We start from the raw sequence: 21,723 nt of genomic DNA on the forward strand, positions 1-21,723 counted from the left end.
AAGCATACCAACCTTTAGGAATAAAATTATATTATAATTTAGACTAAAGACAGTCTCACTCTTCGTTTACAAAGAAATAGCTTTTACTGCTTGTTTCTTATTTATTATATTCTCACAAAGTTCTGATTGTTACAGAATGTCTTATTTCAGGAACGATTTGAAAAATACGTCTTTGTATTCCATCCCAAGCTTCGATTGTGATTTTATTATCCGATTTGTTATTGATGTATTTTTCGAAGCCATACAGATAAGAAAATTGCGTAAAATAATCGGGTTTTGTAAATTCTTTCGCAATGTCATTATAGTATCCTGCGCTCCAGAACATACAGTCGGAAAAGCCTTCCGAGTTGGTAAAGCGAGTGGTTTGATCTCTGAATACCATTGTATCATCTATGAAATAACGATATCCGGCAGACAGGACATCTTTGTTGCGTTCAAACTTTCTGTTGTTTACCTTTTCTATAATGTAGCCCGGACGTATACCGGCAATATAAGCAGGGGAATTAAAATCTACATCTTTGATATGTCCCAGATCATCTGCATCATAATAAATCCCTGTATAATTATATTTGTTTGTTTCTACAATATAATTAGCTTCTCTCTTGTTTTGAGTATACGGAAACTGTTTGAGCATCAAAGGTGTATGAAGCTTCACGTAGTCTTCGAGCGAATACTGAGCAGAAAGATAATCTTTGATATTACAATCCCATATTTGAGTTAGCTTCGAATTATCTATGTATTTACGATCATAGAAGCTAAATCCATATTCCACTACGTATTGAGCCGAAGAGCCTACTTTAGGATCATTGGAATCAAATATAGGTAGAAGTACCAGTTGATTTTTGTCGCAGTCGTATCTCAACGACATAGGGTTATAATTCGGGTTGTTCAACCCGGTGTATCTGTTGTTGGGCGAGTAGCTGTAATATGCCTGTACTACTATATCCGGATCGGAAGTATCTCTAACCAGACCTTTCGACTGTAATTCTTTTTCTAATAAGGTTGTAATTTGCTTGTCTATAGCCGGTACATTCTTTCCCGCATCATAAAAGTCGTACGTGTGATAATCTGTGAAATCTACATCAGAGTTTGTCTGGACATGTAGCGGCAGCGTAAATATCTGATGATTGGTGTTTTCAAGGCTATAAAAAGAGTATACTTCAGATAATTGTTTTTCGCTTACTGAATTGGTCGCAATACATTTACGCATAAGCGGATACTCTTTAAAGTAGGTATTCATATTGCGAATTGTAAATTTTACTTCGGGATCATATTTGTTGTCAAACAGCCAGTTTGCAATGGTCTGATTGTCTCTCAGATATGTAGCTTGCCCGTTGATCTCCATTATTATATCATCTATTTTTATTCCTGATTTTTCGGCAGGAGAGTTGGGCTCTACTCCCGTAATAACCAATTCGCCATAACCCCAGTTCTGGTTTCTGCTAACTTCGAATGTTATGCCGTAATAGCAGTTTTTTTCATAGTCTTGGGCTTTTGCGTAAAAGGGAGTTATTAATAAAAGAAGAATAATATAAAGTACTTTGTTCATTTTGGGACCAGATTGAAAAATTAGAGCACAAAGATAGAACTAATAGATTAAATGCATGTTATCTCTTACCGAAAAAAGATAATTCTAAAATTTTCTCTATGCGGGGTAAACTTGTTTTTTTGTTATTTTGCCAATTTATCTATAATTGCCAACATTTGATTGTAATTCTTGTCTATTGATTCTAATAATTTGTATTGTGCACGGGTACGTACTAAATTATGCGTGTCATATTTAACCTTATAATAATTGTCACCGTCTATGTAATCCATCAGGAAGCGAAGCACTTGTTCGAATGTGATATACTTTGCTGAAAATGCAAGGTTCTCTATTTCGGCTGGAGTAAGAAATACTTTTGTCTCGGAGAGGTAGCCTTTGGTGTAACCTTCAAAAATATCCATTTTGAGATACACATTGTCGAGATTTTCATCGTCTTCTTTACCTGCATTTGCATAAGAACGAATGGCGTCACCATAATCATTTAGGCAGATGCTGTTAAGCACCGTATCGAGATCGATTGCACAGAGTACATTTTCTTGTTTGTCGAACAAGATATTGCTTATTTTAGTATCATTGTGAGTCACACGCATCGGTAGTTCCCCTGTCTCTGCTTTTGTCCAGAAGTCCAACATCTCTTTTCTACGGTTCTCTATCCAACCTATTTCCTGCTGTACCTGCGATTTTCTGCCTACGGGATCTTTAGCCAACACATCATCCCACTGGCTGAAACGTATGCGCATATTATGAAATCCGGGTAGTATATCTGCCAGAGGTCCTTTCATATCAGCCAGCATAGCCTGAAATTTTCCGATGCCTTTCCCTCCCTGTGCTGCCAGCTCAGGCGAATCGGCAAATTGATATGTTATCGTATCTTCTATAAATAAGCAGGCTGCCCAATATTCATTTTCTTCGTCTTTGTAATATAACTTCCCTTCGGTTGTGGGAGTAACGGTAAGTGCTTCACGAAGCGGATCTCCACCTTGTTCTTTTATCTTATGCTTTAGGTGTGTGGTTACCTTATGGATATTTTCCATCATGGATGGAATGTCTTTGAAAATGTTTTTATTCTTGCGTTGAAGAATATAGTTGGGGCTGTTTCCTTCTGTTTCTACAAAGAAAGTATCGTTGATAAGTCCCTCTCCCATAGGGCGAATTTCTTTTACTGTTCCGTCAAAAGCAAATTTGTAGCCCAAATTTATTAGTGTTTCTTTCATAATGGTAAATGATATAAATAAGGTTGCGCGATTTTTCTGTGATACAAAAATAACGAAATCTTCCTAATTCTAAGCTTGCATTGTTTCGAGAAGAATGTAGAAGGACTACAAAAAGTAAAAATCTATAAATAGACTCTAAATAAATACGTAACTTTATACCGCGAAAAAATTATATAATAAATTAAAGGAAATAAATCATGTTTTCAGGAATAGTAGAAGAAGCAGCAACAGTAGTATCGTTACGTAAAGAAGCCGAAAACCTGCACCTTACAATGAAATGTTCATTTACTCACGAATTGAAGATAGACCAGAGTGTGGCGCATAACGGTGTTTGTCTTACAGTGGTAAATCTGGAGGGAGATACATATACAGTGACAGCTATAAAGGAAACATTGGAGCGCTCAAATCTTGGCTTGCTGAAAGTCGGTGATAAAGTAAATCTAGAACGCAGTATGCTGATGAACGGACGCCTCGATGGTCATATTGTACAGGGACATGTAGACCAGACAGCAAAATGTGTTGAAATACGTGAAGCAGACGGTAGCTGGTACTTTAAGTTCGAATATGAATTTGACCGGGAAATGGCAAAAAAAGGATATCTTACTGTTGATAAAGGTTCTGTTACTGTTAACGGTGTCAGTCTTACCGTGGTTGATCCTACAAATAATACATTTGAGGTTGCTATTATTCCATATACATACGAGCATACGAACTTCCATCAATTTAAAGTAGGTAGTGTGGTTAATCTCGAATTTGATATTATAGGTAAATACATCAGCCGCATCACTCAACTTTAATAAATGAACAAGGAGGATTTCTACGAACTGGTGAAGCATCGCCAAAGTACACGAGCTTTTGATACTACACGTGCAGTAGATAGAGAAATCATAGCTCGCATACTTGATGCCGGACGTTTAGCTCCTTCGGCATGCAATGCGCAGCCGTGGCATTTTATTGTAGTCGACGAACCTGAATTGAAGAACAAGGTGGCCGATGCTGCTTCAGCTCGTCTGTTGGGGATGAATCATTTTACGAAGCAAGCTCCTGTTCATATCGTAGTAGTTGAAGAAAAAGTAAATTTGAGTTCGGGAATTGGAGGTATTGTAAAAGACAAGCATTTTGCATTTCTGGATATCGGTATAGCTACCGCACATATTTGCCTTGCAGCACAAGCTGAAGGTTTAGGTAGCTGTATATTAGGTTGGTTTGCAGAGTCGAAAATGAAGAAATTACTGAATATTCCAGACAACAAGAGAGTGGTACTCGACATTATTATCGGATATCCGGCTCAACCTTTACGAGACAAAAAACGAAAGACTACCGAAGAGGTGATTTCATATAACACATACAAATAGAGTTATTTCACATTTCCTATGGAGAAGAAATATTGGTTTTTTCTTATCATCTTTACCCTGGTTGCCGTTTGGTCGGGGTATCAGCCCTATGAGGCCGGATTATGGTTTTTGGAAGCCGGGATATGCCTTGCGGCAGTCATTGTATTGATAACTACTTTCAAGCGATTTTGCTTTACGGATATGACCTATATTTTTATTCTCATCCATCTTATCATTTTGTTTGTGGGAGCTCATTATTCTTATGCCCGTGTACCGCTATTCGATTGGGTAAAAGAGGTTTTTGATCAGGACAGGAACAATTACGATAAGGTCGGGCATTTTGCACAAGGCTTTATTCCTGCTATGGTTGCTCGTGAGTTGCTCATACGTTTGGATGTGGTTCGGAAGAAAGGCTGGATTCCATTCTTCGTTATTTGCATTTGTCTAGCAATTAGTGCCTTTTACGAACTGATAGAGTGGTGGACTGCGGTTTTGTCGGGAGACGGAGCAGAAGATTTTCTGGGTACACAAGGGTATGTATGGGATACCCAGTCGGATATGTTTTGTGCTATGATCGGGGCTATTTGTATGCTGATATTCTTTTCAAGATTACAGGATAGGCAAATAAATAAAATGGCTCATCCTGATTATTCAGAAAAAAATAATTAATCAATATTTTTTAGATATACATCTAACTTGTAATTAAATAATGAGATTGACACCAAAACAAGAGGGGAACATTATAATGTTCATTGTGATTTGCGTATTTGCAATCAATATCCCTGTCAACAAATATGTATATTCTCATGGATACCTTTCTTCGTTTGGCATGACGCTTATGCGTATGTTATTTGGAGCACTTGCTTTTTGGTTTACTTCTTTATTTACTCCAAAAGAAAAGATAGAGAAAAAAGATATGCCGATTCTGTTTGTCGGTGGGCTTTTCGGTATGGTACTCAATCAGGGGCTTTTTGCCTACGGTCTCAGCCGTACGTCTACTATCGATGCGTCTATAATAACTACGGCAGGACCCTTGTTTGCGATGATTATAGCAGCCATTGTACTAAAAGAACCCGTAACGGCAAAGAAAGTAGGAGGTGTGGTTGTCGGTGCTGCCGGTGCTATATTTTTGGTATATACGAGCCATTTGGGGCATCCCGGACAGGAAGCGGATATGATCGGAAACTTGTCGGTGGCGAGTGCTTCTTTTTCGTATGCTTTCTATCTGGTAATAACACGTCCGCTGTCAACAAAGTATTCACCTATCACATTGATGAAGTGGATGTTTCTTTACTCAGCGATTGTCTTGTCTCCAATTTTTTATAAAGAAATAACAGAGGCTCCGTTATTTAGTCAAAAGGATATATTACCCTATCTCCTTGTCGGGTTTACACTCGTGGGAGCTACATTTTTTACTTATATGATGATTCCATTGGCTCAACGGCGAATAAGGCCGACCACGATAGCGATGTATAATAATTTACAACCTCTCATCGCCTCCTTTATCGCAATATCGGTGGGAATGGATAAATTTACAATAGATAAACTGATTGCTGGTATCCTTATTTTTATGGGCGTGTATCTGGTAACAGCAAGTAAGTCGAAAGCGGATATAGACAAAGCAACTCAAAATATTAATTAAAATATTAGTATGGATTTGGATATATTTAAGAAGACTGGTAAAGTAAAAATAACATGTTTATTGTTGATAGTATTAGGGGTAGTTGTGAGACTATTCTTTTTTGACTATATATACTGTGACTATAAATTCTTTTTGAATGAGTGGGTCGAATATATCAGGAATAATGGATATGCTTATTCATTAAAGGATTCTTTTTATAACTATACACCGAGTTATATTTACATACTTATATTACTTGCTAAAATTGATGTTTACTCACTTTATAGTATAAAGGTAGTTTCATTACTATTCGATTTTTTAGCTGCTTATTTTATTTCAGCTTTGGTTTATCTGGTAAGTAAAAATAATACGGCCAGATGGATATCGTTTACCCTTGCTACTTTGTTGCCTACAGTTATACTAAATGGAGCACTTTGGTCTCAGTGCGACTCTATTTATTCTTCTTTTGCAATAGGAAGTGTATTCTTCCTGTTGAAACGAAAAAATATTATGTCAATGATATTTCTTGGGATAGCATTCGCCTTTAAGGCTCAGGCTAGTGTCCTTTTGCCATTTTTCTTTATTTATATGATAAGAGGTGGAATTAAATGGTATTACTTCTTTATTATTCCCACTGTGTATGTCTTTTCTTTATTGCCGGCATGGATTATGGGGCGTCCATTAGCGGATTTGATATTAGTATACCAGATGCAGTCTAATTTTGATAATGCATTAGTCTCATTTTTTCCGAATATTTATATATGGATAGAGAACTTCATCCCAGCGGATAAGATATACGGCATGCTTTTTACTGCAATATTTGTTTTATTAATGGGTTTTATACTTATGCAGAAAAAATACATATTCACACTGGAATCATGGGTAAAGCTTATCTTCTTAAGTTGCATCATTTGCCCTTTTGTCCTACCTGGAATGCGTGAACGTTATATGTATCTCGGTGATTTAATAGCTGTTGCATATATATGTCTTTACCCTAGAAAAGCATACTTGGCTGTAGGGATACTTTTCGTTTCATTTTATTCTTATATAAGAACGCTTAATTATTTTGGCGTATTTCTTGGAGATAATAATGTTAATCCTTTGAAGGCATTATCTTTTTTTAATCTTATTCCATGGAAAGCTGTATCTCTCTTATATTTAGGTATAATAATGCTGATTGTGACGGATTTTGTGAAATCGTTGAGAACCAATGTGGTCGAAAAAGAATTCTAGTTGAAAATAAAGAGTAAATTTGTAGATTAATATTATTTGAATGTGATGAAGAAAGTAAGAATCATATTGCTATTTATACTTTTGCCATTGGCCTGTTCTGCCCAATTTTTAGGAGTAGGTGTTCAGTATGCCGATGCCAAAGGAAAAGGAAATGACTTCCAGTTTGCAGCTAACGCCTCTTATCCGGTATGGCATAAAAAGAATCCTTTCAATTCTTTTATATCCAGTGGTATCGATTACACGGGAGGAAGCTCGCCTGTTGCGGGACTAAACCTGAAGCCTATACAGCTTACTAGTTTTATCAGCGAATCGTTATTTAATAAAAATAAGGTAACTATTCTAGTGGGGTGCGATGCGGGTTATTTGTTTAACTTTAGGCATGGTAAAGACGGAATTGTAATTACTCCGAATGTATATATAGATTATAAATTCTTTTTTGCAAAAGCCGGATATGACTTTAATGTGACAGGAAACGAACAGCAGTTCTTTGTCCGTGCCGGATTTTGTTTTGGTATGGGCTCTATCAAGTCCTTTGTGAAAACCGAAATATGGTAATATTCTGATAATAATCATATTTTTAGTATCTGTAAATATAGTATAATGAGGAAAATCTTTTTTGTCTTTTTTATGCTGATGCCTCTCATGGCGTTCGCTCAATATCTAGGTGTTGGCGCTCAGTTTGCTCAAAAAGATAGATTGCAGCTTTCAGTAAATAGCTATATTCCTCAGTTTGTGTTGAATGATAAATCCGCACCCTTCATATTCGGAATAGGCGGAGGTACAGATTATATTTCTCCTGCTTCGTCATCGGTTTCAGGTTTAAATATAAAGCCTGCTTCATTCTTTGTTATTACAAACAATTATTCTCCATTTACAGCTGCCGTTAAGTTTGATGCGGGTTATAATTTTGGCTTCGGACGTGGTAATGGTATCGTTTTATCGCCTAACCTGTATTTTGACGCTTACATGTGTTATGTTTCGGCAGGTTATGATTACAATACGTTTAATGGCAGAGGTCAATTCTATGTTCGCATTGGAGCCGGGCTGACCTTGGGGCTCTTGAAGTCTCTGGTTAATAGGTGATATATGAGAATATCATCGCTGAATATCTTATAATAGATAACTCTAAACTTACAACTATTTTTACTAATTTTGCAGATTATTTTATCTCGCATTAATTATCCTTTCAAAGAATGAAAATTGCAGCGTTGGTATCGGGAGGCGTAGATAGCTCTGTGGTTGTACATCAACTTAAAGAACAAGGCTACGATCCTACGATATTTTATATACGAATAGGTATGGAGGACGAACAAGGTTATATTGATTGTCCTGCAGAAGAAGATATAGAAATTACAACATATATTGCTAAAAAATATGGTTGTAAAATGGAAGTGGTATCATTACATGAAGAGTATTGGGAGAATGTAGTGAGCTATACAATAGATGCGGTGAAGCGTGGTCTTACTCCCAATCCAGACATGATGTGCAACAAGCTGATCAAATTTGGATGTTTCGAACAAAAATGGGGACACGAGTTTGACAAGATAGCGACAGGTCACTATGCTACAACTACAGAAATAAATAGCAAGACGTGGCTGTCGACAGCTAAGGATCATGTTAAAGATCAGACCTATTTTCTTGGACAAATAGATTACCTACAGGTTTCTAAGCTCATGTTTCCGATAGGTAACTTGCTTAAAAGCAAAGTCAGGGCTATTGCTGCACAGGCAGGACTGCCATCGGCTCAACGTAAGGATAGCCAAGGTATTTGTTTTTTGGGTAAGATCAATTATAATGATTTTATTCGCCGATATCTGGGAGAGCGCAGAGGTAAGATTGTAGAGCTGGAAACAGGTAGAATACTGGGTAAGCATGATGGGTATTGGTATCATACCATAGGGCAACGCAAAGGCTTAGGGCTGAGTGGCGGACCTTGGTTTGTAATCAAGAAAGATACCAAACGAAACATTGTGTATGTTTCTAACGGATACGACCCGGAAACCCAATATGGGAAAGTGGTAAATCTGGCCGGATTTTCTTTTATCACCGAAGATATTTGGGGCGACTTTGAAGGCTCTAAAGATATAACATTCAAGATACGTCATACCCCTGAATTTACCAGAGGCAGAATTGAAAAAATAGGGGACTTATACCGTATATATTCTGATGATAAAGTGCAAGGTATTGCTTCCGGGCAGTTTGGTGTGGTGTACGACAGCGACTCTAAACTGTGTATTGGTAGTGGTATGATTGCAAATGATGAAGATTAAATATTTTTTCATATAGTGGCAACGTAGGTTTTATTAGTAAAACTGCCACCTGACACAATTCACAACATAATTCTTTCTACCATGTTCTTTTTTGCTGATTTGACAAACATAGAGGTTGTCGATATAATTGAAGTATTGGGTACAATAGCATTTGCCATCAGTGGTATCCGTTTGGCTTCGGCGAAGCGTTTCGACTGGTTTGGCGCTATTGTTATTGGCTTTGTGACCGCTACCGGAGGAGGAACACTTCGTGATCTTCTTCTCGATGTTCCCGTATTTTGGATGCAGGCGAGCCGTTATATATGGTGTACGCTTTTCGCTTTTATCATAGTGCTTGGTTTTCGTAAATATCTGGTTCATCTCAATAATACGATATTTTGGTTCGACTGTATCGGTCTCGGGCTATTTGTTGTAGTAGGATATGAGAAGGCTTTGGCGCTCGGTTATCCGATATGGGTATGTGTATCTATGGCTACCATAACCGGTATAGTAGGGGGGATAATACGAGATATTCTTATCAATGAAGTCCCGATCGTATTTACTCAGGAACTATATGCCGTCGCTTGTATTTTGGGTGGAATATTGTTTAGTGTTCTTTATTATTTCGATATCCAGCTGTTAGTGATAGAAGTTTCCACAGCCGTATTTGTAGTGGTGATTCGATTTTTTGCTACCAGATATCATATCAAATTACCGATACTGAAAGGAGAGGATTAGGTAAGGGATAATTTTTGCTACCACCGGTTATACACTTCAGAAATGATATCCATATAGTTTTGGGATGAATATTCTTCATTCAGTAAAATTTAGGAGGTTTGTTCGATAATTTTTATACTTTTGCATAGCAAAAAATAAGATAATAACGATTATATAAATATTTATGGGAAGAGCGTTTGAATACCGCAAAGCGACAAAGCTGAAACGCTGGGGGAATATGGCCCGCGTATTTACTAAGTTGGGGAGACAAATTACTATAGCTGTGAAAGAAGGCGGTCCCGAGCCGGATACCAATCCTCGTCTTCGTGTATTGGTACAGCAGGCAAAAAAAGAAAATATGCCTAAGGAGAACGTAGAACGTGCCATCAAAAAAGCTACATCGAAAGATGAGGCTGACTATAAAGAGGTGGTATATGAAGGATACGGACCTTTTGGTATTGCTATAGTAGTAGAAACTGCGACAGACAATCCTACCCGTACGGTGGCTAATGTGCGTAGCTACTTCAATAAGCATAACGGATCTCTTGGTACATCAGGTAGCCTTGAGTTTTTGTTCGACCATAAATGCGTATTTAAGATTGCACCCAAAGAAGGTGTTTCGCTAGAAGACCTAGAGCTCGAATTGATCGATTATGGTGTGGATGAATTAGAACACGATGAAGACGATATTATCCTTTATGGTGAATTCAAATCTTACTCCGAAATCCAAAAATATCTTGAAGAAAACGGCTATGAAATCCATAGTGCCGAATTTGAACGCATTCCGAACGATCTGAAAGAACTAACAAAAGAGCAGCAGGAGCAAATCCAGAAATTGCTGGATAAGTTTGAGGACGATGATGATGTTCAGAATGTTTTCCACAATATGAAAGAAGACTTCGAAGAATAAGAAAAAATATATTAAAATAAAAAAAGCTGTAAAATCTTAATTTTACAGCTTTTTTTATTTTAGTAAGGCTTACTATAAAAGTCAAGCACCGAATGGGTATAAACACAATAGTCTATAGGGAACTTTCGTTGGAAAATAGTAGGGTGTTTAGCTCCTATTGGTACAAGCATTATATCCGATTTGCCATTTATTTTTATTTTATCCTCTTTAGGTATATTTTCTCTATTATCAAACTTGTGCGAAAAGTAGTATAAATAGGGATATATCCATGCTATATATTGATCAGGATTGAGTTCTTTATCGTCAGATAGTATCTGTATATCTTTTTTTTCTGTTATAGCCTTTTGTAATTCTACGGCATTCAATGGTATATCGTTTAAGCAGAAGATGGCGTCCCATTGAGGATCTACCATTACCCATTTGTCGAAGTCGTTCAAAAAAACTTCCATTACTACATGTCCTGCGCCGGATGGGGTTGTTTCCACGTCTTTTCTCTTTAGTGCTAATGTGCGGGATGGCAGCCCTATGGCGTTCAGACAAGCGGTTGTTACTATCCCGTATTCTACACAACGAAATTGTTGACCTTTTTTTACTTCCTCTAGAATATATAATGCGTCATTTTTTTCGGGAGTATTGTATCCATTGTGTTTCCAAAGCTTATGCACCCATGACGATATATTTCGTACTTTCTCCAAGTCTGTTTTTCCTTTGGCTGCAATGCTATCTATTGGATACTCTTTTTTCAATCGTTCCAAATATGGGTTATTCATTCCACTTTCATAAATGAATTTGAGGTCACTATTTTGTTCTACTGTATCAAAAGTTATCTCATTTGTTTCAATACCGTTTTGAATAATGATAACCAAAGGCTTCATTCCGGCTTTTTCTATATTAAATGTGAACTTGCTATTTTCAGGAATACGTGTTTTTATACTGTCAGTATCTGTATAAAGAGAGAAATCAAGAGGATTAATGTTGATCGGAACTTTGATCGTATCGCTTCTCTGATCCGAAAATGGCATTGATTCATTTGATATTGATCCATTTACAATGATCTTTACTGTTTCAGAATTAGCCTTTATGGTTGTACTACTGTTTGATTGGGCATATAAACAATATGATGCCATGATCATATAACAAATGAATAATGCAATTCTTCTCATAATTTTATTAATTGTGTTTTATATATGACGAAGATGGAATGTAAATAGTTACAAATTATATCAGATATTTTCGTTTAAATTGTTTTTTGCCGAGGGGAGGATATATATATATATTATAACTGTCGCTATCTGTTTCATTTCTCTTGCTCTCAATATATCCGTTTTTCATTTATTTGTTATGATAAATATATAGATTTGTTTGCAGTGGCAAATAGGTGCTCCAAATTTATTTTAATGGGAGAATTTAATTTTTACTTTTCTATCTTTGCATACTATCATTTTAAATTTAAAAATAAATTATGTCATTATATTTGAGTATAATATTACTAATTGTAGTCCTCAATTTTGTATGGACACAATATCTTGCTTACCGTAACAGGAAGCGTATGAGTCCCGAAATTCCTTCTCAGTTGGAAGGGATTTATGATGATGATGAATATGCAAAGCAGCAGGCTTACCAAAAGGAAAATAGTCGTTTTGGTTTATATGGCAGCCTTTTTTCTTTTTCAGTACTTTTCTTAGTACTGGTCTTCGGACTTTTTGGCTGGTTGGATGAATTCCTAAGGCAGTTTATTAGTAATAAAATATTATTGACACTTTCTTTCTTTGGACTGATCTATCTGATCAATGAGATTTTGAGTCTTCCATTCGATTATTATAATACGTTTGTCATCGAAGAACGGTTTGGGTTCAATAAGTCTACCAAAACTATTTTCTGGCTCGATCAACTAAAGGGACTTTTGTTAGCAGTTGTTTTGGGAGGAGCTATTCTGGCTCTTATTACATGGCTGTATACTGCAATCGGCGAATTGGCGTGGCTCTATGCCTGGGGTGCTATTACTGTGATTTCTTTGTTTATGACCTTATTTTATTCTAATATAATTGTGCCATTATTTAATAAGCAAACGCCTTTAGGGGAAGGTGAGTTGCGTGATGCAATTGAGGCTTTTGCTCAAAAAGCAGGATTTGCAATTAACAATATCTATGTGATGGATGCTTCGAAGCGTTCGACCAAGGCCAATGCTTACTTTACAGGATTTGGAGCAAAGAAACGTATTGTTTTGTTTGACACGTTGATCAATGATCTGGATAAAGACGAGATTGTCGCTGTATTGGCTCATGAGATAGGGCATTACAAGAAGAAGCATACACTGCAAGGTATGTTTATTTCTATTTGTTATACAGGAATCATGTTGTTTTTACTGTCATTGCTTCTCGACAATAAAAATATTGCAATAGCTTTGGGTGGTCAATCTGCATCGTTTCATTTAGGTCTTATAGCTTTTTCTATTTTCTTTACTCCGGTTTCTTTTGTTATTAATGTGCTTTCGAGTATTCATAGCCGTAAAAATGAGTATCAAGCAGATGGTTATGCAGCCGGATTTGGGTTGGCTGATTCACTTATTAGTGGGCTAAAGAAATTGTCGGTCAAATCATTAAGCAATCTGAATCCCGATTCATTATATGTGTTTTTTAATTATTCGCATCCTACATTATTGCAGCGTATAAAAGCAATGAAAAAATAAGAATCTCATTTAAACCTTTATTATCGGCTTAGATCTTATAATTATACACAATGTTGTACTTAATATAATACACTATGAAACGCATATATATAATTCTTGTTTCTGCTCTTATAAGTATGAGCCTTTATTCTCAACCGGGTAGAGATAGAGACGTAAGGAAAGATTACCCGATGGATCAATACCAAAGAAATATCAGCAGGGATATTTTTGGCTATTTACAATACGAAAATAGTAGGGGAGAAAGAGCTTCGCTAAAAAAGGACGTTTTCGACAACTGGATATATAGTGACAATAGAAATAACGAAGTAAAATACTCTAAAGAATATTGGAATTCTATACTTCAAGATTTTCATCAAAATGATAAAAGGATCTTTCTATGGTTGATAGAAATGTATGCTGATCAGTCAAATTATAAAGAAGAGTACAAAGTCGATATTTTTGGTTATCAGCAATACGAAAACAACAAAGGACAGAGAGCCTCTCTCAAAAAGGATATTTTTGACGCATGGGTATACAGCGATAGTAGGAATAATGAAATAAAATATTCGAAAGAATATCGCGAAGATATGCTTCGTTACTCTTATTACGATGATATGGACGCTTTTTTTCGGTTCAAAGATATGTGCGAAAACCTGTCAAATTACAAAGAAGAATACAAAATAGATATTTTCGGTTATCAGCAATATCAAAACAATCAGGGAGAAAAAGCATCATTGAAGAAAGATATTTTCGACAGAATGGTTTATGAAGATAATAAAGGAACGAAAATAGAACTTGATGAAAGAGACTGGTCTAGATTATTGAGAAAATATCATTCGGATAAAGAAGTGTTTATGATGTTTATCCAGCGTTATTTATTCGATAACTGATTTATGGAATTTCACTGTCTTTTTTCTCTATTAATATCGGAACGATATTAAAAACTTAATGATGATGCCATGAGAAAAAGAATATTTTTTCTAATCAGCTTCTTTCTGTTCACTTTTTTCTTGTTTGCTCAGGAAGTACAAACTATACATGTAATGGTTGCCCTCTGTGATAATAAATATCAGGGAATCGTAAAAGTACCGAAGCGAATAGGTAACGGACAAGATCCTGATAATAATTTATATTGGGGTTGCGGATATGGCGTTCGCACATACTTTAAGAAGAGCCCTGATTGGCAGGAAGTAAGACATTATAAAAGCGCAGATGATATCTGTCTGGAACGAATTGTTTTCAAGCATAAGACAAAAAACTACTATCTTGTTGCAGATGCTTATGACGGAAGATATATAAGTGATTGTACCATCGATTTTCTTAAGGCTTGTGCCGGTAGTAAGAAAAATACAATAAAGCTTGATGATAAGACAATATTGGGGTTGTATGGCGATGCTAAGCTGGTGGCGTACATCGGCCATAACGGATTAATGGATTTTTCGCTGGCTAATACATATCAAAATACAGATGGGAAAAAGCGGGATACAATTATTCTAGCCTGCTATAGTAAACGATATTTTTCACCTTACTTGCAATCAGCCAAAGCCGAACCTTTACTATGGTCAACTCACCTAATGAGCCCTGAAGCATATACGTTGCATGATGCTATAGCTGTATACATAAACGGAGGTACATCTGCATCTATCCGTGAGGCTGCAGCTATGGCCTACAATAAATATCAGAAGTGCGGAATGAAGGGTGCTCGAGGATTATTAGTTACAGGATTTTAGACGTTTTTCTGATATATAGTTCATTTGTGAACATTCTGTAAATTATCTAATCTGTGGTATTTCATTTCTGAAGTATTTGTTGCCGAAATAAGCTTTTATAGTACATTTGCATCTGTCAAATTGAAAATAAAAGTTTGTAAAATTTCAGATAGAAATGAAAGCAGCAATAGTTACAATTGGTGATGAAATTCTCATAGGTCAGATTGTGGATACAAATTCTGCATGGATGGCTCAGAATCTTACACTAGCCGGATTTGAGGTAGAAGAGATGCAGTCGATAGGCGACAATGCTCAGCAAATAAAAGATACGATAAGCGATGTTTTTCAGCGTGTTGATGTCGTATTGATGACAGGAGGTCTTGGACCTACGAAAGATGATATAACGAAGAAAACCCTTTGCGAGTATTTTGATACCACATTAGTTTTTGACGATGCTGTACTGGATAATATAAAGAATGTAATATCTAATTTTACATCCCTAAACGAATTGACTCGCAATCAGGCTTATGTGCCTAGAAATTGTACCGTGATACAAAACAGGGTAGGTACAGCTCCTATTACATGGTTCGACTATAAAGATAAAGTGCTCGTTTCTATGCCGGGTGTACCTCACGAAATGAGATATGTAATGGAAAACGAGATACTTCCCCGCCTAAAGAACAAGTACGATATCGAGGCATACATCAAAAGAGTGTTTATTGTAAAAGGCTATACTGAATCTGCTTTGGCAATGTACATTGCCGACTTCGAAGATAATCTGCCGCAAGGTTTTGGACTGGCATATCTTCCTTCTTTGGGACTGATGAAGCTTCGCTTGTTCGTCAGGGGAGAACATCGTTTGCCGGAGATGGAGGCAGAGGTTAAAAAACTACAAGCATTACTGGGCGATGCTATTATAGCAGAAGAAGATATTACTCCCGAAAAAATACTCGGAGCAAGGCTTTTCGAAAAAGGGCTTACCTTAGGCACTGCTGAAAGTTGTACAGGTGGAAATATTGCACATATGATTACATCTGTTTCGGGTTCTTCCAATTATTTCAAAGGTTCAGTCGTTTCTTATGCAAATGAGGAAAAAGTAAATGTATTGCATGTTTCTCAAGAAAATATAGATAAATATACAGCTGTAAGTGAAATTGTCGCTGCACAGATGGCAAAGGGTGCACAAAATCTCTTGAATGTAGATTGTGTAATAGCTACTACCGGAATAGCCGGGCCCGATGGCGGTACAGAAGAGAATCCTGTGGGTACGGTATGGGTATGTACTGTATACAAAAATAAAAGCATTACAAAAAGGTATCAGTTTGGGAAATATCGAGAATCCAATATTATACGAGCGTCCAATAATGGAATGTTGCAACTGCTCGAAATGATAGATAACGATACATATTAAATTGCACTTCTTTATATATTAATAAGGAAAGAGAAAAAACATTGCCTCTCCAAACATCACGTCTGTAGAGGCAATTTGTAAACACAATCAATATTAAGTTAATCTTAATATTATATTATTGTGGAGACCTTATTTTTTCGATCCTGACATGATACCTGCGTCCGTATCATCATTATTCAATCGTTTGTTGCCTGCTTTGTACTGGCGTCCGAAGTTGAAGTTTATTGTAAAATTTATTACAAATATCTGTTTCAGATTATCGGTATACACCAACGATTTGTTTGGTGTCAGAGCCGAATAATTGCGGCTGCCTTGCGAATAACTTTTTGCAAATGGATTAAACATTCCTCCGGTAAGACTCCATTTTACTTTTTCCAGGCCTAATAGACGGCTTTCGTCTGAATATCCTACCGATACAATATGAAGGCGTTCTCCTCTTTCCATTGTTTCGCCCCAAAAGTTATTCCAGCGTGTATATACATCTCCTGATAAAGACCATTTTTTATAATTGAATGTAGCAGAACCTCGCACCCGCCACGAGCTATACGTATGAGTAAATTCTTCCCCATAGCTTATATATCGGTTGAATCCGGGTGTAACGGATAGTGTGAGATATTCGCCAAAGGGTTTTAATTTGAATGTTGCCTCCGTATTTAATCTATGGAATCCTTTCTGATTGATATTTGTACGAACGAATTTGCCTTCTTCAAAAGTTACTTGTTCCATGATTGGCTTATGATCGTAACTATATCTCATAAAGAATTCTGCCCCGAATATTCCTTTGTTATATCCGCCCGTTAGTGTATGGGTATAATACCATACTGTCTGGAGGTTAGGATTACCCTTTCGGATTTGTAATGAGTCAATATCTTGTTCTACATTGTTCAAGTCCGACAATGAAGGCGAATATCCTGATATGTATCCATTGTATCTGATATATGCATTGTCGTTAATATTATAAGATACACGAACATTTGGGCGGAAGATATATTTTTCGTTATGGTTTTCTCCTTGACTATTATAGTTACGCATTACGCCCAACCCTAACGAATAGTTAAACTTATTCTTTTTAAATTGGAACTCTGCATAGCCGTATGTTTCAGCAAAGTTGAGTCCTACATTGGCAGCAACATTTCCTTCGTAACTATTGTTCGTATAACTTTGGGTATGTTTCAGTCCGGCTGATATCTTTCCTGCTTTCAGTGTTTTCTCATATATACCTTCCGCTATTAAGGAGTATTTATCTCCAAGTACTGATGAATATATATCTGTATTCAGTATACTGTTTCTACGTTCCTGATACGAACGTGTAGATTTAGAGTCGATATATGTGCCTACTAAATTGAATATCAAAAGCTGATCGTTCTTTAGGTTTCGTTGGTAATACAAGTCTAACGAAGGAGCATAACTTCTCCATGTCGAATGATCGGAGATTGACAGAGGGTTATTGTTATCCGAAGAGTAGATCATACTGTTTCTGTCTGAAAACTGATTCGGTGTTTTCTGATAATTATTTCTTAATGTTGCGTTAAACATGTATTTGTCCGCTTCATTCAAACTATAATTCAGTGCAACGTTCAGCCTGTCGTCTTTAAATGTTGTTGGTTGCCCTTCTTCTGTACGAGTCAATGTTTTGTCGGGAAATACAAATGTCTCCTCATTTTCGCGTGTCCATTCTATATTTCTACGCGACCAATATGCATTAACACCAAACTCTGACTTCTTATGATTTACTTTCGCTGAAAGAAAATTCTCGCCCCAGCCCAATCCTCCAAATGGGACATTAGCCAGATTCGCCGATACATTTCCTCCCGAATCTCTGCGACGTGTGATATAATCGATAACAGCACCTACATTCCCGTAGCGCATTCCCGGATCGTCATGATATTCGATACGGATTATATCTTCGGGCTGAATAGCTGTAATCTCTGCGATAGTTACTTCTACTCCATTGATGCGAAGCTGTACGGCATCACCACCCGGCAAGCTAATTGTATTGTTCAAAGGGTTTACGATAATACGTGATAACTGAAGATTACGTAGTAGTGTAATACCGCTATTCGATGCTTTTATCTGTGCATCGGATGGGATAATTACTTTCCTGTCGGGTTTTTGTATAACTGCATTTGCTGTTACTGTTACATCTTTGAGTACTATATCAGAGGATTTCAACGGTACATTTCCCAGATCTGTGTTTTCAACTGCATTCTTAACAGGAATATATCTTTTCCCATATCCTACAAATGTGGCTGATAATATATAGTCACCTGTGGGGATGTTATTAAAAGCAAATAGACCTTTTGTATCTGATGATGCGCCTGCTACAAAACTTGAGTCTTGTTTCAGCAGTGCTATGTTTGCAAATTCTATAATGTCATGAGTATCTGTATCAACTACGGTTCCTGATATATTAATCTGACCTAACAGTGTTGATGAGACGATTATAAATAGTGCGGCTAGTATTATTAATCTTTGTTTCATATTCCTTATTCCTTACATATTGATTTGTTGTATCGAGCTCGTTACTTTTATGACGTAGTTGCCTCGGAAAAGGTTACATGTAAAAATGAATTTTTCTATATATTCTTATCTGAAGATTAAAAAATACGAATGGATTTGTGTTTTAATATTCTGTTTATATGTGCGTTGTGTTTTGTGTAAAATTATTTTCCTTTGATAGCTAAAGAGCAAGAATGTTTTTTGAAAATTATTTAATGTATCTTTGCTTCTTTAGAAAAGTGATGACAGAAGCATATTCTACCGATTGTAAAAAGACATTTTCGAAACAAGAGAAGCTTTGTAGTACGAAGGCTATTGAGAACATTTTTGCAAATGGAGATTCTTTTGTGGCTTATCCTCTACGAGTTGTTTATTTATTGACTGATGAGGATAATAAGGAGAATCAGTATGCTTCGGTGATGATAAGTGTGGCTAAGAAAAAGTTTAAACGAGCGGTAAAGCGCAATAGGGTAAAACGCCTGATAAGGGAAGCTTACAGATTAAATAAATCATCATTGTCGGAATTGTTACAAATTCATAACAAGCGTTTGGATATTGCTTTCTTGTATTTAAAGACAGAATTACCTACGTATGCAGAGATAGAGAAGGCAATGCAAAAGGCTCAACTCTTATTATCCGATAAGATTAGGAAAATAGAATAAACCGAATGAAGAAGCTATTATCCTGGATATTGTTGCTGCCTGTATATTTCTACAAATACAGTATCTCGCCTATGCTACCCCCCTCGTGTCGTTATACACCTACATGTTCGGAATACGCAATTCAGGCAATAAAAAAATACGGACCATTCAAAGGTTTTTGGTTGGCGACAAAGCGTATTGCTCGCTGCAATCCTTGGGGTGGACATGGGTATGATCCAGTTCCTTAAAATAAAAAGAACCCCCTTCGATTTGTCGAGAGAGTTCTTCTTTACTCAAGTGTTATTAAATGTCAAAATTAAATATTGATAGCTTTCTCAGTTTTTATTTTCTGTATTTCCTTTTCAGCTTTCATCTTAGCTTTTAGTTTAGTCTTTTCAGCTTTCTCCTTGGCTTTTGCTATAGCCTTATCTGCTTTTTTCTGAGCATCCTCAGCTCCTTTTTTCGAATCTTTTTCCATTCTTTTTTTAGCGTCGTCTGCGGCTTTTTTAGTATCAGAATCTATTTGCTTTTTTGCCTTTTCTATTTCCTGCTCCATTTTTTTATCTGCATCGGCAGCATCTTTTGCGGCTTTGGTTCTTATACTTTCTATTTTAGCTGCGGTTCTTTCGCTGATAACGATTTTTTCTTGAGCTTTGATAGTTGTGACGGTTGTCATTGCTGTTAATATAAACAGACTGACTATTAATTTTTTCATAATTGTAAGTAATTAAATGTAGTTTACGATTGGTTCAATTAATTAGTTTGTTCTAAATGTTTTCAATATTGTGTAGGATAAATATAATGAAAAAAATACAAATTGAAATTTTTTATGTTTTTATTTAATATTCTGTATGTTGCATTATGTTGTGTTATATTTTTTGCATAAATATATTTGTTTTTTCGGAAACAATGTTTTCTTTTGAGAAAAATATGAATATTATAACATTAAAATACAATGAAAGACTCAATATTGAGAGAGGTCACTCCTCTATCGCAAAGGGACTGTTTCATGATTTTTTCCCGTATAAAACAGCATTTTACATTTCCTATTCATGTCCATGCCGAGTTTGAGCTGAATTTTATAGAAAATGGGGCGGGAGCAAGACGGGTAGTCGGCGATAGTATAGAGGAGATTGACGATTTAGAACTAACCTTAATCACCGGGTCTAGCCTTGAACATGGTTGGCTGGATCATAAATGTCAGTCGAAAGAGATAAAGGAAATAACAATTCAGTTTCATGGCGACCTTCTGAATGAACAGCTTTTGCAGAAAAATCAATTCAGGTCGGTAAAAGAGATGTTTGAGAAAGCCATTTATGGGGTTACCTTTTCGAAGGAGACCATAAAGCAAATAAAAGACAGGCTATATTCTCTTGCTTCGGAACATGAGGGAGCTCATTCTGTTTTAAATCTGTTTGGTATCCTATCCGATTTGTCTTTATCGCCTATGCGCGAATTATCCAGCCGATCGTTTAATGAACATACGCAAAATTATGATAGCAGGCGGATAGAACGTGCTTACAATCATATGTTGGAAAATTATAGTAAAGAAGTCCGGCTTTCCGATGTTGCAAATCTGGTCGGGATGACCGAAGTTGCTTTCAGCCGTTTTATAAAACAGCGTACAGGTCGTAATTTTATCGATTCGTTAAATGACATACGCTTAGGGCATGCTACGCGTATGCTGGTTGATACTACTCATAGTGTTGCTGAGATTAGCATTGTGTGCGGGTTTAACAATCTGTCGAACTTTAATCGTATATTCAAAAAGAAAAAAGGATGTACTCCACGCGAATTTAGAGAAAATTATAAAGAGTCTAAGTTTTTTGTGTGATAATACTTTTTTGTCAATTTATGATATTTTTTTGATTTTGACTTAATGTTTTTTCTATATGTGTCAGCTGAAAAATATTATTATTATCCTTTGTGAATAATCCTTATTTATATAATATGTATCTTATAATTAGATGC

The 21,723-nt window shown here is 36.3% G+C and carries 22 protein-coding genes; 17 read left to right on the forward strand and 5 right to left on the reverse strand.

The window, feature by feature from the left end; all coding sequences use genetic code 11:
• Positions 1–112: 112 nt before the first annotated feature.
• Together E4T88_RS07950 and E4T88_RS07955 are read right to left on the reverse strand one after the other, a co-directional pair.
• Positions 113–1,549: a PDZ domain-containing protein gene (locus E4T88_RS07950; protein ID WP_135104925.1), complete on the reverse strand. Its 1,437-nt coding sequence runs from the start codon at positions 1,547–1,549 to the stop codon at positions 113–115.
• A gap of 122 nt (positions 1,550–1,671) precedes the next feature.
• Entirely contained in the window at positions 1,672–2,760 is a 1,089-nt protein-coding gene (locus E4T88_RS07955) for a phosphotransferase enzyme family protein (RefSeq protein WP_135104926.1), read from the reverse strand.
• A gap of 197 nt (positions 2,761–2,957) precedes the next feature.
• On the opposite strand from E4T88_RS07955, the gene E4T88_RS07960 reads away from it, so the two are divergent.
• The 10 genes from E4T88_RS07960 to E4T88_RS08005 all read left to right on the forward strand — a co-directional run bounded on the left by E4T88_RS07960 (position 2,958) and on the right by E4T88_RS08005 (position 10,824).
• A complete protein-coding gene (locus tag E4T88_RS07960) occupies positions 2,958–3,557 on the forward strand; it encodes a riboflavin synthase (protein WP_006843167.1) in 600 nt (199 codons plus the stop codon).
• Between the two features lie 3 nt (positions 3,558–3,560).
• The gene (locus E4T88_RS07965) at positions 3,561–4,115 is read left to right on the forward strand and encodes a nitroreductase family protein (protein WP_135104927.1); all 555 of its coding nucleotides are present in this window, start codon (positions 3,561–3,563) and stop codon (positions 4,113–4,115) included.
• Positions 4,116–4,133: 18 nt separating this feature from the next.
• Positions 4,134–4,763 (forward strand): DUF2238 domain-containing protein, encoded by a 630-nt coding sequence (locus tag E4T88_RS07970; RefSeq protein WP_135104928.1) that lies wholly within the window; start codon positions 4,134–4,136, stop codon positions 4,761–4,763.
• 40 nt (positions 4,764–4,803) lie between these two features.
• Entirely contained in the window at positions 4,804–5,736 is a 933-nt protein-coding gene (locus tag E4T88_RS07975) for a DMT family transporter (RefSeq protein ID WP_135104929.1), read from the forward strand.
• 9 nt (positions 5,737–5,745) lie between these two features.
• Positions 5,746–6,948 carry a putative hexosyltransferase gene (locus E4T88_RS07980; protein WP_135104930.1) on the forward strand — a complete coding sequence of 401 codons (1,203 nt, stop codon included), beginning with the start codon at positions 5,746–5,748 and terminating at the stop codon, positions 6,946–6,948.
• Positions 6,949–6,993: 45 nt separating this feature from the next.
• A complete protein-coding gene (locus E4T88_RS07985) occupies positions 6,994–7,503 on the forward strand; it encodes a hypothetical protein (RefSeq protein WP_135104931.1) in 510 nt (169 codons plus the stop codon).
• 45 nt (positions 7,504–7,548) lie between these two features.
• A complete protein-coding gene (locus E4T88_RS07990) occupies positions 7,549–8,031 on the forward strand; it encodes a hypothetical protein (protein WP_135104932.1) in 483 nt (160 codons plus the stop codon).
• Between the two features lie 110 nt (positions 8,032–8,141).
• The gene (gene mnmA, locus E4T88_RS07995; protein ID WP_135104933.1) at positions 8,142–9,218 is read left to right on the forward strand and encodes a tRNA 2-thiouridine(34) synthase MnmA; all 1,077 of its coding nucleotides are present in this window, start codon (positions 8,142–8,144) and stop codon (positions 9,216–9,218) included.
• Between the two features lie 81 nt (positions 9,219–9,299).
• Complete coding sequence (locus E4T88_RS08000) at positions 9,300–9,935, forward strand: trimeric intracellular cation channel family protein (RefSeq protein ID WP_135104934.1); 636 nt, start codon at positions 9,300–9,302, stop codon at positions 9,933–9,935.
• 163 nt (positions 9,936–10,098) lie between these two features.
• Positions 10,099–10,824, forward strand: a complete 726-nt coding sequence (locus E4T88_RS08005; RefSeq protein ID WP_135104935.1) for a YebC/PmpR family DNA-binding transcriptional regulator — start codon at positions 10,099–10,101, stop codon at positions 10,822–10,824.
• Between the two features lie 59 nt (positions 10,825–10,883).
• On the opposite strand, the gene E4T88_RS08010 is transcribed toward E4T88_RS08005, so the two are convergent.
• Complete coding sequence (locus E4T88_RS08010; RefSeq protein WP_135104936.1) at positions 10,884–11,987, reverse strand: transglutaminase-like domain-containing protein; 1,104 nt, start codon at positions 11,985–11,987, stop codon at positions 10,884–10,886.
• A gap of 299 nt (positions 11,988–12,286) precedes the next feature.
• On the opposite strand from E4T88_RS08010, the gene E4T88_RS08015 reads away from it, so the two are divergent.
• From E4T88_RS08015 to E4T88_RS08030, 4 genes are all read left to right on the forward strand, one after another.
• Positions 12,287–13,513 carry a M48 family metallopeptidase gene (locus E4T88_RS08015; protein WP_135104937.1) on the forward strand — a complete coding sequence of 409 codons (1,227 nt, stop codon included), beginning with the start codon at positions 12,287–12,289 and terminating at the stop codon, positions 13,511–13,513.
• A gap of 74 nt (positions 13,514–13,587) precedes the next feature.
• Positions 13,588–14,382, forward strand: coding sequence for a hypothetical protein (locus E4T88_RS08020; protein WP_135104938.1), 795 nt, complete (start codon positions 13,588–13,590; stop codon positions 14,380–14,382).
• A 69-nt stretch (positions 14,383–14,451) separates the two neighbouring features.
• Positions 14,452–15,222, forward strand: coding sequence for a hypothetical protein (locus tag E4T88_RS08025; RefSeq protein ID WP_135104939.1), 771 nt, complete (start codon positions 14,452–14,454; stop codon positions 15,220–15,222).
• A gap of 154 nt (positions 15,223–15,376) precedes the next feature.
• Positions 15,377–16,612: a CinA family nicotinamide mononucleotide deamidase-related protein gene (locus tag E4T88_RS08030; RefSeq protein WP_135104940.1), complete on the forward strand. Its 1,236-nt coding sequence runs from the start codon at positions 15,377–15,379 to the stop codon at positions 16,610–16,612.
• A 129-nt stretch (positions 16,613–16,741) separates the two neighbouring features.
• On the opposite strand, the gene E4T88_RS08035 is transcribed toward E4T88_RS08030, so the two are convergent.
• Positions 16,742–19,093 (reverse strand): TonB-dependent receptor, encoded by a 2,352-nt coding sequence (locus tag E4T88_RS08035; RefSeq protein WP_135104941.1) that lies wholly within the window; start codon positions 19,091–19,093, stop codon positions 16,742–16,744.
• A gap of 260 nt (positions 19,094–19,353) precedes the next feature.
• Here E4T88_RS08035 and rnpA point away from each other — a divergent pair, with 260 nt between their 5' ends.
• Positions 19,354–19,773 carry a ribonuclease P protein component gene (rnpA, locus tag E4T88_RS08040; RefSeq protein ID WP_135104942.1) on the forward strand — a complete coding sequence of 140 codons (420 nt, stop codon included), beginning with the start codon at positions 19,354–19,356 and terminating at the stop codon, positions 19,771–19,773.
• 5 nt (positions 19,774–19,778) lie between these two features.
• On the forward strand, positions 19,779–20,000 hold the full coding sequence (gene yidD, locus E4T88_RS08045) for a membrane protein insertion efficiency factor YidD (RefSeq protein WP_006843153.1): 222 nt from the start codon (positions 19,779–19,781) through the stop codon (positions 19,998–20,000).
• A gap of 68 nt (positions 20,001–20,068) precedes the next feature.
• Here yidD and E4T88_RS08050 read toward each other — a convergent pair whose 3' ends face one another.
• Entirely contained in the window at positions 20,069–20,467 is a 399-nt protein-coding gene (locus E4T88_RS08050; protein ID WP_135104943.1) for a hypothetical protein, read from the reverse strand.
• Between the two features lie 240 nt (positions 20,468–20,707).
• Between E4T88_RS08050 and E4T88_RS08055 the strand changes: the two genes are divergently transcribed.
• Positions 20,708–21,586 (forward strand): AraC family transcriptional regulator, encoded by an 879-nt coding sequence (locus E4T88_RS08055; protein WP_135104944.1) that lies wholly within the window; start codon positions 20,708–20,710, stop codon positions 21,584–21,586.
• Positions 21,587–21,723: the final 137 nt, after the last annotated feature.

This window comes from Dysgonomonas mossii, assembly GCF_004569505.1.
In the GTDB taxonomy this organism is placed as follows: domain Bacteria; phylum Bacteroidota; class Bacteroidia; order Bacteroidales; family Dysgonomonadaceae; genus Dysgonomonas.

Bases quoted from the DNA above. Each gene is read 5' to 3' on its own strand.
- E4T88_RS07950 (WP_135104925.1), bottom strand. From the start codon at position 1,549: ATGAACAAAGTACTTTATATTATTCTTCTTTTATTAATAACTCCCTTT.
- E4T88_RS07955 (WP_135104926.1), bottom strand. From the start codon at position 2,760: ATGAAAGAAACACTAATAAATTTGGGCTACAAATTTGCTTTTGACGGA.
- E4T88_RS07960 (WP_006843167.1), top strand. From the start codon at position 2,958: ATGTTTTCAGGAATAGTAGAAGAAGCAGCAACAGTAGTATCGTTACGT.
- E4T88_RS07965 (WP_135104927.1), top strand. From the start codon at position 3,561: ATGAACAAGGAGGATTTCTACGAACTGGTGAAGCATCGCCAAAGTACA.
- E4T88_RS07970 (WP_135104928.1), top strand. From the start codon at position 4,134: ATGGAGAAGAAATATTGGTTTTTTCTTATCATCTTTACCCTGGTTGCC.
- E4T88_RS07975 (WP_135104929.1), top strand. From the start codon at position 4,804: ATGAGATTGACACCAAAACAAGAGGGGAACATTATAATGTTCATTGTG.
- E4T88_RS07980 (WP_135104930.1), top strand. From the start codon at position 5,746: ATGGATTTGGATATATTTAAGAAGACTGGTAAAGTAAAAATAACATGT.
- E4T88_RS07985 (WP_135104931.1), top strand. From the start codon at position 6,994: ATGAAGAAAGTAAGAATCATATTGCTATTTATACTTTTGCCATTGGCC.
- E4T88_RS07990 (WP_135104932.1), top strand. From the start codon at position 7,549: ATGAGGAAAATCTTTTTTGTCTTTTTTATGCTGATGCCTCTCATGGCG.
- mnmA (WP_135104933.1), top strand. From the start codon at position 8,142: ATGAAAATTGCAGCGTTGGTATCGGGAGGCGTAGATAGCTCTGTGGTT.
- E4T88_RS08000 (WP_135104934.1), top strand. From the start codon at position 9,300: ATGTTCTTTTTTGCTGATTTGACAAACATAGAGGTTGTCGATATAATT.
- E4T88_RS08005 (WP_135104935.1), top strand. From the start codon at position 10,099: ATGGGAAGAGCGTTTGAATACCGCAAAGCGACAAAGCTGAAACGCTGG.
- E4T88_RS08010 (WP_135104936.1), bottom strand. From the start codon at position 11,987: ATGAGAAGAATTGCATTATTCATTTGTTATATGATCATGGCATCATAT.
- E4T88_RS08015 (WP_135104937.1), top strand. From the start codon at position 12,287: ATGTCATTATATTTGAGTATAATATTACTAATTGTAGTCCTCAATTTT.
- E4T88_RS08020 (WP_135104938.1), top strand. From the start codon at position 13,588: ATGAAACGCATATATATAATTCTTGTTTCTGCTCTTATAAGTATGAGC.
- E4T88_RS08025 (WP_135104939.1), top strand. From the start codon at position 14,452: ATGAGAAAAAGAATATTTTTTCTAATCAGCTTCTTTCTGTTCACTTTT.
- E4T88_RS08030 (WP_135104940.1), top strand. From the start codon at position 15,377: ATGAAAGCAGCAATAGTTACAATTGGTGATGAAATTCTCATAGGTCAG.
- E4T88_RS08035 (WP_135104941.1), bottom strand. From the start codon at position 19,093: ATGAAACAAAGATTAATAATACTAGCCGCACTATTTATAATCGTCTCA.
- rnpA (WP_135104942.1), top strand. From the start codon at position 19,354: ATGACAGAAGCATATTCTACCGATTGTAAAAAGACATTTTCGAAACAA.
- yidD (WP_006843153.1), top strand. From the start codon at position 19,779: ATGAAGAAGCTATTATCCTGGATATTGTTGCTGCCTGTATATTTCTAC.
- E4T88_RS08050 (WP_135104943.1), bottom strand. From the start codon at position 20,467: ATGAAAAAATTAATAGTCAGTCTGTTTATATTAACAGCAATGACAACC.
- E4T88_RS08055 (WP_135104944.1), top strand. From the start codon at position 20,708: ATGAAAGACTCAATATTGAGAGAGGTCACTCCTCTATCGCAAAGGGAC.